General features: G+C 67.5%; 12 protein-coding genes. 8 read left to right on the top strand and 4 right to left on the bottom strand.

From position 1 onward, the window contains the following. Positions 1-53: 53 nt before the first annotated feature. Positions 54-1,886, bottom strand: coding sequence for an AMP-dependent synthetase/ligase (locus AKG07_RS06200; RefSeq protein WP_053096788.1), 1,833 nt, complete (start codon positions 1,884-1,886; stop codon positions 54-56). A gap of 151 nt (positions 1,887-2,037) precedes the next feature. Between AKG07_RS06200 and AKG07_RS06195 the strand changes: the two genes are divergently transcribed. Continuing rightward, positions 2,038-2,736 carry a lysophospholipid acyltransferase family protein gene (locus AKG07_RS06195; RefSeq protein WP_053099163.1) on the top strand — a complete coding sequence of 233 codons (699 nt, stop codon included), beginning with the start codon at positions 2,038-2,040 and terminating at the stop codon, positions 2,734-2,736. Between the two features lie 37 nt (positions 2,737-2,773). Continuing rightward, the gene (locus tag AKG07_RS06190) at positions 2,774-4,114 is read left to right on the top strand and encodes a class II 3-deoxy-7-phosphoheptulonate synthase (RefSeq protein WP_053096786.1); all 1,341 of its coding nucleotides are present in this window, start codon (positions 2,774-2,776) and stop codon (positions 4,112-4,114) included. A 122-nt stretch (positions 4,115-4,236) separates the two neighbouring features. On the opposite strand, the gene pknB is transcribed toward AKG07_RS06190, so the two are convergent. Beyond that, entirely contained in the window at positions 4,237-6,183 is a 1,947-nt protein-coding gene (gene pknB, locus AKG07_RS06185) for a Stk1 family PASTA domain-containing Ser/Thr kinase (protein WP_053096784.1), read from the bottom strand. A 79-nt stretch (positions 6,184-6,262) separates the two neighbouring features. Beyond that, positions 6,263-7,453, bottom strand: a complete 1,191-nt coding sequence (locus AKG07_RS06180) for a muramidase family protein (RefSeq protein ID WP_053096782.1) — start codon at positions 7,451-7,453, stop codon at positions 6,263-6,265. Between the two features lie 215 nt (positions 7,454-7,668). On the opposite strand from AKG07_RS06180, the gene AKG07_RS06175 reads away from it, so the two are divergent. Continuing rightward, on the top strand, positions 7,669-8,013 hold the full coding sequence (locus tag AKG07_RS06175) for an Rv2175c family DNA-binding protein (RefSeq protein WP_332257703.1): 345 nt from the start codon (positions 7,669-7,671) through the stop codon (positions 8,011-8,013). 26 nt (positions 8,014-8,039) lie between these two features. On the opposite strand, the gene AKG07_RS06170 is transcribed toward AKG07_RS06175, so the two are convergent. Continuing rightward, positions 8,040-9,140: a polyprenyl synthetase family protein gene (locus AKG07_RS06170; RefSeq protein WP_053096780.1), complete on the bottom strand. Its 1,101-nt coding sequence runs from the start codon at positions 9,138-9,140 to the stop codon at positions 8,040-8,042. A gap of 86 nt (positions 9,141-9,226) precedes the next feature. Here AKG07_RS06170 and AKG07_RS06165 point away from each other — a divergent pair, with 86 nt between their 5' ends. The 5 genes from AKG07_RS06165 (at position 9,227) to AKG07_RS06145 (ending at position 13,758) form a co-directional block, all read left to right on the top strand. Further along, positions 9,227-9,598 (top strand): DUF3040 domain-containing protein, encoded by a 372-nt coding sequence (locus AKG07_RS06165; protein ID WP_053096778.1) that lies wholly within the window; start codon positions 9,227-9,229, stop codon positions 9,596-9,598. A 279-nt stretch (positions 9,599-9,877) separates the two neighbouring features. Next, the gene (mraZ, locus tag AKG07_RS06160; protein WP_053096776.1) at positions 9,878-10,309 is read left to right on the top strand and encodes a division/cell wall cluster transcriptional repressor MraZ; all 432 of its coding nucleotides are present in this window, start codon (positions 9,878-9,880) and stop codon (positions 10,307-10,309) included. Positions 10,310-10,426: 117 nt separating this feature from the next. Then, the gene (gene rsmH, locus AKG07_RS06155; RefSeq protein ID WP_053096775.1) at positions 10,427-11,365 is read left to right on the top strand and encodes a 16S rRNA (cytosine(1402)-N(4))-methyltransferase RsmH; all 939 of its coding nucleotides are present in this window, start codon (positions 10,427-10,429) and stop codon (positions 11,363-11,365) included. Then, positions 11,362-11,937 (top strand): hypothetical protein, encoded by a 576-nt coding sequence (locus AKG07_RS06150; protein WP_053096773.1) that lies wholly within the window; start codon positions 11,362-11,364, stop codon positions 11,935-11,937. The genes rsmH and AKG07_RS06150 overlap by 4 nt, the downstream gene beginning before the upstream one ends. A gap of 39 nt (positions 11,938-11,976) precedes the next feature. Further along, entirely contained in the window at positions 11,977-13,758 is a 1,782-nt protein-coding gene (locus AKG07_RS06145) for a peptidoglycan D,D-transpeptidase FtsI family protein (protein ID WP_053096771.1), read from the top strand. Positions 13,759-13,760: the final 2 nt, after the last annotated feature.

Raw genomic sequence — 13,760 nt, 5'->3', positions numbered from 1 at the left:
GGACACTGAGAAAGGCCCCGCCGGAGCGGGGCCTTTCTGCTGTCTCGCGAGCCTCAGCCGCCGATCGCGACGTTGGTCGTCGAGACGGGTTCGTCGTAGATGGCAGCGATCTCGTCGGCGAAGTCGCTCATGATCACGTTGCGCTTGATCGACAGCTTCGGAGTGAGGTGACCGGAGGCCTCGGTCCACTCGCTGTCGAGAACGGTGAACTTGCGGATGGACTCCGCGCGCGACACGCGGGCGTTGGCGGCATCGACCGCCTTCTGGATCTCGGCACGGACGGCATCGTTCGTGGCGGCCTCGGCGAGCGACATCTCCTTCGGGAGGCCTGCGTTGCCGAGCCAGGTCGGAAGCATCTCGGGATCCAGCGTGACGAGCGCGGAGATGAACGGACGCTGGTCGCCGACGACGACGACCTGTCCGATGATCGGATTCGCGCGGATCGGGTCTTCCAGCGCGGCCGGCGCGACGTTCTTTCCGCCGGCCGTGACGATGATCTCCTTCTTGCGACCGGTGATGGTCAGGAAGCCCTCGGAGTCGAAGCTGCCGATGTCGCCCGTGTGGAACCAGCCGCCGTCGCTGAACGCCTCTGCGGTCGCCTCGGGGTTGTTCCAGTACTCCTTGAAGACGTTGATGCCGCGGACCTGGATCTCACCGTCGTCCGCGAGTCGCACACCCACACCGGGGAGCGCGGGGCCGACGGTGCCGATCTTCGACTTGTCGGCCAGGTTCACGGTCGCCGGAGCAGTCGTCTCGGTGAGACCGTATCCCTCGAGGATCACGACGCCGAGGCTGTGGAAGAAGTGGCCCAGACGCGAACCGAGGGGAGCGGAGCCCGACACCGCGTAGACGACTCTGCCGCCCATGGCTTCACGCAGCTTGCTGTAGACGAGCTTGTTGAAGAGCGCGAACTTGAGCTTCGTCCCGATCGGGATGCTCTTGCCCTCCTCGACGAGCTTCGAGTGCTGGATGGCGACGTCGGCGGCGGCGCGGAAGATCTTCCCCTTCCCACCGGCCTCGGCCTTCTGCTCAGCAGAGTTGTAGACCTTCTCGAAGACGCGCGGCACGGCGAGGAGGTAGGTCGGCTTGAACGACCCGAGCGCCGGCAGCAGCTGTCGAGTGTCGGGCTGGTGTCCGGTGCGCACGCCGGCGTGGATGTTGAGGATCGAGATGAAGCGCGCGAACACGTGCGCTGTCGTGATGAAGAGCAGCGTGGAGGAACCCGGTGTCTGAACCACTGCGTCGAGTGCCGTCGCGGAATTGCGGCACAGCTCGACGAAGTTGCTGTGTGTGAGGACGCAGCCCTTGGGGCGGCCGGTCGACCCCGAGGTGTAGATGAGGGTGGCGATGTCAGAACCGACGGCGATGTTGCGGAGACGCTCGATCTCGGCATCGGTGACGGATGCCCCCTGGGCGGTCAGCGAATCGATCGCTCCGAGGTGCAGCTGCCATACCTCGCGGAGCAGCGGGAGGTCGCCGCGCACCTCGTCGAGCCGAGCGAAGTGCTCCGGCGACTCGACCACGAGGGCGATGGCACCGGAATCCTCGAGGATCCACTGGATCTGCGAAGGAGAGCTGGTCTCGTAGATCGGGACCATCACGGCGCCGGCGTAGAACAGCGCGAAGTCGACGAGAGTCCACTCGTAGGTCGTGCGTGCGAGGAAGCCCACCTTCTCACCCGGCTGGATGCCCGCGGCGACGAAGCCCTTGGCCAGCGCGATGACCGCAGTCTCGAAGTCGGCTGCGGTGATGTCGCGCCATCCGTCGCCATCGGGCACTGCGAAGAGGGGGCGATCGGGAGTCGCCTGGACGCGCTTCGCCAGCAGGTCGGCGATGTTCGCGTCTGGGTCGGCGGGGACGACGGCGGGGACTTCAAACTGGACCACGGCAGCTCCTTCGGTACCGGTCGGGCACTGGGTTGCACACGAGTCTAGAGCATGACACTCGGTCGCATATCAGGTGACACTCAGTCGCCGATCGGGTCTCGCGAGACCGCGGCTGTGGCGGATGCCGAGCACGACGCTAGACTTCACCTCGATGTTCTACTGGCTGATGAAGTACGTGGCGATCGGTCCCGTGGTCAAAGCGATATTCCGACCATGGGTGGTCGGGCGCGCGAACATCCCGGCGAACGGCGCGGCGATCCTCGCCAGCAACCACCTCTCCTTCGCCGATTCCATCTTCCTGCCGCTGATGATCGACCGACCGATGTCGTTCCTCGCCAAGAGCGACTACTTCACCGGGCGCGGGATCAAGGGCTGGGCAACCAAGTTCTTCATGAAGGCGACGGGGCAGATCCCGATCGACCGCTCCGGCGGCAAGGCGTCCGAAGCCTCTCTCAACACCGGCCTGCAGGTACTCGGACGCGGCGACCTGCTCGGCATCTATCCGGAGGGCACGCGGAGCCCCGACGGCCGGCTCTACCGTGGCCGCACGGGCATCGCCCGGATGGCGATGGAGGCGAAGGTCCCGGTGATCCCGGTGATCATGGTCGACACCGACACCGCGATGCCCATCGGGCAGCGCCTGCCGCGCGTGGTGCGGGTCGGGATCGTCATCGGAGAGCCCCTGGACTTCTCCCGCTACGCGGGCATGGAGAACGATCGCTACATCCTCCGCTCGGTCACTGACGAGATCATGGTCGCCCTCCAGCGACTGGGCGAGCAGCAGTACGACGACGTGTACGCGTCGACCGTGAAGGACCGGCTCCCGGCCCGCGTCACACAGCGCTCCTGAGGCGTCCCGGCTTCGTCGCGAGCACTAGGCTGGACACATGCTCCAGCACCACATCGACGCGCTTGATGCGTGGCGCTCGCTCCCGATCAAACAGCAGCCTCAGTGGCTCGACGCAGAGCGTGTCTCCGAGGTCTCCACGCAGATCTCGACGCTCCCGCCCCTGGTGTTCGCCGGCGAGGTCGACAACCTCCGCGATCGTCTTGCGCGAGCAGCGTCCGGCAAGGCGTTCCTGCTGCAGGGCGGCGACTGCGCAGAGACCTTCGCGGGTGCCACCGCCGACCAGATCCGCAACAGGATCAAGACGGTCCTGCAGATGGCCGTGGTGCTGACGTACGGCGCATCGATGCCCGTGGTGAAGATGGGTCGCATGGCCGGCCAGTTCGCCAAGCCGCGGTCGAGCGACACCGAGACCCGTGGCGATGTCACGCTTCCCGCCTACCGCGGCGACATCGTGAACGGCTACGACTTCACCGAGGCGTCCCGCCGCGCCGATCCCGGCCGCCTGCTGCAGGGATACCACACGGCCGCGTCGACGCTGAACCTCATCCGCGCGTTCACGCAAGGTGGCTTCGCCGATCTGCGCGAGGTGCACTCGTGGAACAAGGGCTTCGCGCAGAACCCGGCGAACCAGCGCTACGAGCGCATGGCGGCCGAGATCGACCGGGCCATCAAGTTCATGGAGGCGGCCGGCGCCGACTTCGACGAGCTCACCCGCGTCGAGTTCTTCACCGGGCACGAGGGCCTGCTGATGGACTACGAGCGCCCGATGACCCGCATCGACTCCCGCACGGACACGCCGTTCAACACCTCGGCGCACTTCCTGTGGATCGGGGAGCGCACGCGTGAACTCGACGGTGCGCACGTCGACTACTTCTCGAAGATCCGCAACCCCATCGGCGTGAAGCTCGGTCCGACCACGTCACCCGATACGGCGCTCGCGCTGATCGACAAGCTCGACCCCGACCGCGAGCCCGGCCGTCTGACGTTCATCACGCGCATGGGCGCGGGCAAGATCCGCGACGCGCTGCCGCCGCTGCTCGAGGCCGTCCGCGACTCGGGCGCGCAGCCGCTGTGGGTCACCGACCCCATGCACGGCAACGGCATCACGACGCCCACGGGGTACAAGACGCGTCGCTTCGATGACGTCGTCGACGAGGTCCGCGGCTTCTTCGAGGCACACCGGGCCGTGGGCACGTTCCCCGGCGGCATCCACGTCGAGCTCACCGGTGACGACGTCACCGAGTGCCTGGGCGGATCCGAGCACATCGACGAGGCCGCCCTCGCGACCCGCTACGAGAGCCTGTGCGACCCGCGTCTCAACCACATGCAGTCGCTCGAACTCGCCTTCCTCGTGGCCGAAGAGCTCGAGAAGCGCTGACCACGATCCATCAGACAGAAGGGTCCTCTCCGTAGTCGGAGAGGACCCTTTCTGTGTGGTGGCGGCGGCGACGGGCGGCCGGCGTGCAGCCGCGGGCGATAAGCGCGGGGACCGCCCGCCTCCTAGAACGCGCTGCTGCGGATCTGGAGGGTGATCTCGGTGCCCTTCGGGCGCTGCGCGCCGGCACCCGGATCGGACCCGCTGACCTCGGTGAAGTCGTTGGGGAAAGCGTTCCAGATGCCGTTCCAGGTCGGTTCGAAACCGGCATTCCGGATCACCTGGGCGGCCTCGTCGCGGCTCATCCCCTCGACCTCGGGCACGGGGAACAGTTCGGGTCCCTTCGAGACGATCAGCTGAACGGTATCGCCGGGGCGCCGATTGCCCTCTTCGGCGCGGTCGGTGACGCCGATGACGACATCCTTCGCGACCGAGTCGCTGAAGACGAACTGCGACTCCGGGTTGACCTCGACGCCCTTGTCGCGCAGCGTGTTCGTCGCCTGATCGACGCTCATTCCCGCGACATCGGGGAACGCGCCGGCGGAGACGTACAGCTCGACCGTGTCGTCCTCGCGCAGCTCGCAGCCCTCGGCGCACGCATAGACCTCGCCGCCGTCGCGAGGCGTCACGAAGGCGTTGATCACGCGCCCGGCCTCGGCGTCGGAGAAGAGCTGCAGGGAGGTCTCTGTGACGTTGATCCTGATGTCCGCGAGGTAGTCGCGAGCTTCCTGCTCGGTCTTGCCGTTGAGGGTCTCCACTGTGTGCGACGCCGGACCCGAGGACACGAAGACGGTGATCTCGGTGCCCTTGTCGAGGCGTTCGCCCTCGCCGGGGTCCGTACGGATCGTCTCACCGGCGGCGATGTCGATGGAGCTCTCCTCGCCGCGCACCGGCACGAAGCCCTCTGCGGTCAACGCCGATGCGGCGTCGTCGTACGACAGACCGGCCACCCCCGGGACGGCGACGAGTGAACCAGGACCGGACCCGAACCACCAGCCGACACCACCGGCGACGGTCGCGAGAAGCAGCACCAGCGTCAGAAGGAACGCTCCGCGCGCGCGACGTCGTGATGAGCGGCGACGCAGGAGCGTCGCGTTGTCGACGGCGGCCGTGACCGGGGCGGTCGGGTCGGCGATGACCATCGTGCTCGGCATGACCTTGGTGAGGTCCGCGGAGTCGGCCTGCGAGCGCTGCGATGTCGTCGCAGCGGCGACGGCGGGTGCGATCCCGAGTCCACGCTCGATCTCGCGCAGTCGCTCCAGCATCTGCTGCGCATCGTCGGGACGCTCATCCGGCGATTTCTCCGTGGCCCAGAGCACGAGTTCGTCGAGCTCCTCCGGCACGCCGGGATTGCGCACGCTCGGACGCGGCACGGACTCGGTGGCGTGCTGGAAGGCGATCTGCATGGGCTGCTCGCCCTTGTACGGCTGTTCGCCGACGAGCATCTCGTACAGCATGATGCCCAGCGCGTAGATGTCGCTTCTGGCGTCGGCAGTGCCGCGAGTGACGAGCTCGGGTGCGAGATAGGCGATGGTTCCGAGCAGCTGCTGTCCGGTGGCCGTGTTCGCGGTGGTCGCACGGGCGAGACCGAAGTCGCCGATCTTGATGCGTCCGTCTTCGGCCAGCAGCACGTTCTCGGGCTTCACGTCACGGTGCACGATCCCGGCGCGGTGCGCTGCGGAGAGGCCGGCGAGCACGGCATCCATGATGGTGATCGTCTGCGGGATCGTGAGCCGCTTCTGCTCGCGCAGCAGTTCGCGCAGCGTGATGCCGGGAAGGTACTCCATCACCAGGTATGCGAGTTCGCCGTCCTGGCCCTGGTCGAACACGTTGACGACGTGGGGATCGGCCAGCCGCGCGGCAGCTCGTGCCTCTTGGATGAACCGGCTCTGGAAGGCGGAGTCGTCGCTCAGGTGCGCGTGCATGACCTTCAGAGCGATGCGCCGCTCGAGGCGAAGATCGGTGGCGACATAGACGGTCGCCATGCCTCCACGGGCGATTCGGGCGCGCACGCGGTACCGACCGTCGACAAGCCGCCCGATGAGGGGGTCGGCCTGCTGATTGGTCGTCACGTCAAGATTCTATGGAGAACTGCCTGAAAGCCCCGGGAGCGGCTCGCCCCTTGCACCTGCGGGTTTGCCCGGAAGCGCGTCACCCGTGGACACCGAGCCACTGGTGGGCCTGGGTCTCCCACTGGCCGTAACGATCGGGATACGCGGAGATCTGGACGGCCTGCGCGGCATCCGTGAATGACATGCTCTCCCAGCCTGAGATGTCGAAGAGCCCCCGGGAGGCCTGCCCGTTCGGATCCGACGAGCCGCCGAAGAAGACACGGGTGCTCCGGTCGGCGTCGACCGCCTGCTCGGGCGAACCCCAGCCCATGCTGGGGCGCTGCTGGAAGAGGCCGAGGGAGTCGCGGTCACCCCACGACAGATTGCGCATGCTGGATTCGACCATGGCGGTGGCGAGAGCGATCGCGATGGCGCGGTCGGGCGCGCCGAGCTCGCGTCCGACGCGGATGATGAGCGAGGCGTTCGCGGCCTGTTCGGCGTCGAGGTTCGCGAACAGCTGGGGAGGGGGCGTGGCCGCCGCCGGGGCGGGCGTCGGAGCCGGAGCCGGCGCGACGGTCAGCGACTGGCCGGGGTAGATGATGGCTCCGGAACCCAGGCCGTTCAGCGCGAGGAGCTGCGCGACGGTCGTGCCGTACTTCTTCGCGATGGCGAACAGGGTGTCTCCTGCGGCGACAGCGTGCGCCTGGCCACCGGTCGCGGTCGGAACGGGGGCGGCTGTCTGCGCGGGGGATGCCGGTGGTGCGGCCGACGGAGCTGACGCGCCGCTGAGCGCGAGCTGCTGGCCGGGGTAGATCACGGACGACCGGTCGAGGCCGTTCGCGGCGAGAACAGCGTCGACGCTCGTCCCGTGCTTCTGCGCGATGCCGAACACGGTCTCGCCGGCGACGACGGTGTGCGTCGCCGTCGGTGCCGCCTGAACCGGGGCCGGGGCCGGCGAGGGGGCGCTCGCTCCTGCCAACGACAGCGTCTGCCCCGGGTAGATCACCGAACGCCAACTGAGTCCGTTCCAAGCGAGGACGTCGACGGTGCGCAGACCGAACCGGTTCGCGATCGACGAAATCGTGTCGCCCGGCCGCACCGTGTACACGGCAGGAGGCGCCTCGGTCGGCGCGATCCGCGTCGGCGTCGCCTGCAGTCGTTCGATCGGAGACGAGACCGCGTCGGCGGATGCGGGGGTGGCAGCGATCCCCGCAGACAGTGTGCCCAAGAGGGCGGCGGGCACCCCGAGCTGAAGAGTGCGCGTTCGTCGCGCGACGGCAGGCGTTCTCACGGGGATCCCCCTTGTTCGGCGTCCGCCCACGCTGACATGGATGTAAACGGATGTCAACAGGAGTGACGGATGGTGCGGATGGTGCCGATGTGAACCGAAGCCCCGATGCGGAAAGTGCGATCGGCGCTCAGAGGTGAGATAGTTGCAACGTGTCTGTGCCGTCTGGAAGCAACCCGTCTGAAACCTCGCAGCCCGAGGCTGCGTCCGCGAACGCCGTGAGCGCCGCCGGCGTCACCGCCACCGAGTGGCTCACGATGCCCGACCTCGTGGAGGTCCTCGACGAGGCCCTCGGTCGTGTGCGCAGGCTCATCGACGAGCACTACCTCGTCGGCTCGCGCCGCTCGGGCGTGTTCGCGGTTCCGTCGGTGTTCATCGTCGACAACCACCCGCTGCCCTCGCTGCGCGGCACGATCATCGTGCTTCAGGATGCAGGCTTCTCCGACGACGAGGTCATCGACTGGCTCCTCGCTCCCGAGGAGGAACTGGGTCGCTCGCCGATCGATGCGCTCCTGGCCGGACACAAGAGTGCTGTCCGCAGGGTCGCGCGCACCCTCGCCTGAACCGAGGTCTCTGAAGCGGTTCGCGCTCAGGCCGAGCGCACCGTCGCAGCGCGTGCGAGGTCGCGCAGGTCTCCGACAGCGGTGTTGTCGAGCCGCGCTCCGGAGAGAGCGCGATCTGCTTCCCGCGCATAGTCGTCGATCATCCGCTCCACGCGCTCCAGGGCGCCGGAGGCCGTGATCGTCGCCTGGAGGAATGCGACCTGCTCGCTGGTGAGGTCGGGATCGCCGAGCATCTCATCGAACAGGGTGCGAGCGGACGCGTCGAGAGTCTGCCTCGTCAGAGCGACCAGCACGGTGCGCTTGCCCTCGCGCAGGTCGTCACCGGCAGGTTTGCCGGTCACGGCGGCGTCGCCGTAGACGCCGAGCAGGTCGTCGCGCAGCTGGAAGGCCATCCCGACCGGATGGCCGAACTCGCGAAGCGCCAGAAGCTGGTCCTCGTCGGCATCCGCGATCGCTGCACCGAGCACGAGGGGCTGCTCGATGCTGTACCTCGCAGATTTGAGGGAGACGACGCGAAGCGCACGCTCGACGTGCGAGTCCGTGGCGTGGACGCTCCAGGCGGACTCCTCCGCGATGTCGAGGAATTGGCCCACGGTGACGTCCCGTCGCATCCGTCCGTATTCGCGGCGGACCGCCGAGGCATGGGGGAGCGGCTCGATCGCCTCCTCGAGGAGGTCGTCGCTCCAGGCCACCAGCAGGTCACCGAGCAGGATCGCCGACGAGCGGCCGAAGGCGGCGGGGTCGCCTCGCCATCCGGCTGCGACGTGCGCGCCTTCGAGTGCGCGGTGGGCCGCCGGACGTCCCCGCCTCGTGTCGGAGTTGTCGATCAGGTCGTCGTGCACCAGTGCGGCCGACTGGAAGATCTCCAGAGCCGCGCAGACGTCCCAGAGGCCCGTCGATTCTTCGGCGTCGCGGTCGCGGAAACGTGCGACCGACTGCCATCCCGCGTGGCAGAAACGGGCCCGCAGGCGCTTGCCACCCACCAGGGTGTCGGCTGCCGAGTCGATCAGGCCTTCGGCATCCGGGCCGTATTCGGCCGACTCGCCTCGCATCCGGTCGAGGAAGAGGCGCAGGCGTGCGGCGACGGCGTCGGAGACAAATGAGGGGGACGGCACGACTCCCAGCATACGTAAAGCCAACGGAGGCCCTTGAAGCTAGCCCGCAGCGGCATACCGCGCGTAGAATGGACGGACGAATACCCGAGGGGGACGAAATGCCACTCTCCGAACAGGAGCAGCGTCTGCTCGACGAGATGGAACGCCATCTCCTCCACAACGACGCCGATGTCGTCACTGCGCCGTCTGGTGACCGCGCTCTCAGCTACCGCAACCTCGTGTACGGAGCCCTTCTGCTCCTCGCCGGTGTGGGCGGGCTGATCGTCGGAGTCGTCCTCGGGGACGTCTGGGGAGTCGTGGTCGGAGTGATCGGATTCGCCGCCATGCTCGGCGGCGTCATGATCGCTGTGACCCCCGTCCGCAAGCCCCTCTCCGCTGCACCCCGCGAACGCGCGGCGAAGCAGCAGAGCTCAGCGTCCTTCATGGATCGCATGAACGATCGATGGGACCGCCGCCAAGACGGCAACTGACCCACACACCTTCACGAAGGCCCGGATGCTCTGAGCATCCGGGCCTTCGTGCGTTCGGACCCGTATGCCGGCCCGGGGCTGCGTCGTGATGCCGGGCTCCGTCCTCCACTCACGCTCCACCGTCCTCCACCGCCCTTGAGCCGCGGAATTCCGCGGCTCTTTGTCGTACGCGAACTCACAGGAGCGGTCTGGACAGGGATTGACCGTAGGTTTGTGGAGGAAAGTGGAGTAAAGTGGGGCTCACCTCGAGTTGGCCGGACGGAGAGGGGGTGATGGCTGATGTTGCTGGGAACGCATTCTCCGAAGTTGGACGACAAAGGACGGGTCATCCTTCCTGCGAAGTTCCGCGAAGACCTCGGTGGCGGCATCGTCGTCACCCGAGGGCAGGAACGCTGCCTCTACGTCTTCAGCACGGCCGAGTTCGAGACGATGCACGAGCGGATCCGCCAGGCGCCGCTCGCGAACAAGCAGGCGCGTGACTTCATGCGCCTGTTCCTCTCCGGTGCGAGTGCGGAGATGCCCGACAGTCAGAACCGCATCACCATCCCCGTGCACCTCCGTCAATACGCGGGGCTGCAGAAGGAGCTCATCGTCACCGGAGTCGGCGCCCACGCCGAGATCTGGGATGCGGAGAGCTGGAACACCTACCTCGCAGCAGGCGAGGAGACCTACGCAGATCTCGAGCAGGAGGTGATTCCGGGCCTCTTCTGACCACGGCTGTGATGCCCCGCCGCTCCTGCCCCGACACACTTCCCCGGTGCCGGGTCGTGAAGCGGAGGGGGATCAGGGCCCTGGTCACCGAGATACAGAGATCACCCGAGAAAGATCATGAACCTCCGCGACATCCACACCCCCGTACTCCTCGAACGCTGCGTCGAGCTTCTCGCCCCTGCGCTGCAGGCGGACGGAGCGGTGCTCGTCGATGCCACCCTCGGCATGGGCGGTCACTCCGAAGCGCTGCTCGAGCGGTTCCCGAACATCCGCCTCGTCGGCCTCGATCGCGACACCGACGCTCTGCGCATCGCGGGGGAGCGTCTCGCTCGTTTCCGTGATCGGGTGACGCTGGTGCACACGGTCTATGACGAGATCGGACTTCACGCTCAGGGCGCCTCGGGCATCCTCTTCGACCTGGGCGTCTCGTCGCTGCAGCTCGATGAAGCCGAGCGCGGCTTCGCCTACTCGAAGGATGCGCCGCTGGACATGCGGATGGATCAGACGAAGGGCGTGACGGCCGCCGAGGTGATCGCGACCTACACCGAAGGCAACCTGCGTCGCATCTTCGAGCGCTATGGCGAGGAGAAGCTCGCGGGACGCTATGCGCGCTTCATCATCGCCGCACGCGAGAAGAAGCCGATCACGCGCTCCGGCGAACTCGTCGAGATCCTCCAGGCGGCGACGCCCGCAGCTGCTCAGCGGGCCGGGCACCCGGCCAAGCGCGTCTTCCAGGCTCTGCGGATCGAAGTGAACACCGAGCTCAACGTACTCGCGGATGCGATTCCCGCAGCCATGGATGCGCTCGCGGTCGGCGGACGCATCGTGGTGATGTCGTACCAGTCTCTCGAGGACCGACTCGTGAAGCAGGCCTTCGCCGCCGGTGCGGCCTCCACCGCACCGCGGGGACTCCCCGTCGAGCTGCCGGAGCACGCGCCGCGTTTCCGCATCATCACCAAGGGTGCGGAGCTCGCCGACGACGCCGAACGGGCTCGCAACCCCCGCGCCATCCCCGTCCGACTGCGTGCCGCAGAGAAAGTGCGTGAGAGCTCATGAGTCTGAACGTCGCAGCGCCGAGACCGAGGGCGCTCCCCGAGGCACCCGAACGCGCACCTCGTCGGCGTCTCGAGCCGGTGACGGGAACCCCCGTCCGCCGCAAGCCGAAGCTCGCCTACGCGCTGGTGGCGCTCGCAGGAGCCATGGCCATCGGAGGCGTGCAAATCGGCCTCTCGCTGGCGATCACCCAGGACTCCTTCGTGCTGGCAGGGCTCACGTCGCAGCAGCACGAACTGGATCTGCGGACGAACGCCCTGCAGGAGGATCTCACCGGGATGAGCTCACCCCAGTCGCTCGCCGCCAGTGCCGCATCCCTGGGCATGGTCGTGGCAGGGGCCCCGTCCTACCTCCGCCTGAGCGATGGAGCCGTCTTCGGCCAGGGAACCGGCGCGACCGGCTCGTCGACCATCGATCCGAACGGCGCCGGCGCGGTGAGCAACTCCCTGCTGAACGACGTGCCGGTGAACGCCTCCACGGCAGACGACCCCGCGCCCGACGGAGCGGCCGGGCACTCTGCGCAGGAGCTTCCGCCGGCGATCACCGACGGACTCCCGAGCCCCAGCACTCGCTAGACGACCACACCCACCATCGAGACCTGACGGAGAGAGTCCATGACGACACGAGCCACCCGGACACCCCGGCGACGCACGGTCGTCGCTCTCGCGGTGATCCTGGCGATCCTGGCCGCCTTCGTCGTGCGGCTCGTCGACATCCAGGTGGTGAAGGCCGACGAGCACGTCGCACAGTCGCTCGAGTTCATCGCGCACCGCACCGCGATTCCCGGTGAACGCGGCTCGGTGGTCGACAGCGACGGATCCGTGCTGGCCGAGAGCGTCATGGTCTACGACGCGCAGCTCAGCCCCCAGGTCATCCGCCTTCTGGAGGAGGACGAGAAGAACCCGCCGCCACTGCCCTGGGTTGAGGCGTCGACGCGCATCGCCGAGATCATGGGGCTGGATGCGGACGAGCTGCGTGCCGATGTCGCCGCTGCCCTCGCCGAGAACCCCGATTCGCAGTACCTGCCGCTGGTCAAGGGCCTCAGCACCGAGAAGTACATCGAGCTGCGCGACCTCAAGGTCGGCTCGTATCTCGTGATGAAGCCGCGCGAGGTCAGGGTCTACCCGAACGGCGCCGTGGCGGGAAACCTGCTCGGATACCTCGACGGGACCGGCACTGCGCAGGCCGGCATCGAGAAGATGGACGAGAAGTGCCTCGCCCCCACGGACGGCGAGGAGTCGTACCGCACCGGCAAGAACTCGGTCGTCATCCCCGGCAGTGAGAGCAGGGTGGACGCGGTCGACGGCGGCACCGTGCAGCTCACGATCAACAGCGACCTGCAGTGGTACATGCAGCAGATGATCGCCGAAGAGGCGCAGGCCCAGGGCGCCAAGGGCGGCACCGTCACCGTCGTCGAGGTGGGCACCGGAAAGATCCGCGCCGCGGCCGAATGGCCGACCATGGACCCGAACGATCTCGACGCCTCAGCGCCCGAGACGTGGGTGAGCAAGCTCTTCACCTACCCGTTCGAGCCGGGATCGACGTTCAAGGCCGTGACGGCCGCTGCGGTGATGGAGAACGGCGGTGTGACGATGACGAGTCCCACGGTGTCGGCCTCCTCGCACGAGAAGTTCGACAACGGCGCCGTGATCAACGACGCGTTCGTGCACCCGACCTTCCAGTACACCCTCGCCGGCGCGCTCATCGATTCGTCGAACGTCGCGCTGTCGAAGTTCGGCACGATGGTGAGCCCGGACGTCCGTCACGACTACCTCGAGCGCTTCGGCGTCGGCGAGACGACGATCGGCTTCCCCAGTGAGACCTCGGGGGAGATCCACCCCACGAGCGAGTGGGACAACCAGTCGCTCTACACCACCACGTTCGGTCAGTACTTCACGGTCACGGCGCCGCAGCTCGCCGGTGCCTACCAGGCGATCGCCAACGGCGGCGAGAAGATCGGTCTCTCGCTGATCGAGTCCTGCACGGCCGCTGACGGCACGGTGGTCACACCGGGTGCTCCCGAGTCCGAGCAGATCATCAAGCCCCAGACCGCGGCCGACCTCACGCGGATGCTCGAGAACGTGGCCGTCCAGGGCGGCAACGCCGACCGCATCCAGGTTCCCGGCTACCGGGTGACCAGCAAGACGGGTACCGCGCAGATCCCGGACGGCAAGGGCGGCTACAAGTCGGGCGTCTACTACACGAGCATGGTGGGCTTCGCGCCGGTCGACGATCCGCAGTACGTCGTGGTGGTGACTCTCGACGAGCCGACTAGAGTTACATCGTCTGCTGCTACCGCTTCTGCCTTCCAGAAGGCGATGACCCAGACCATGAAGACCTACCGCGTGATGCCGTCCTCCAGCCCGATGGACGCACTGCTTCCGAAGTTCGAATAGAC

The sequence above is a fragment of the Microbacterium sp. CGR1 genome, assembly GCF_001266755.1.
Lineage (GTDB): Bacteria > Actinomycetota > Actinomycetes > Actinomycetales > Microbacteriaceae > Microbacterium.
The sequence above is the reverse complement of the archived record's forward strand: the minus strand, read 5'-3'. Positions and strand labels throughout refer to the sequence as shown.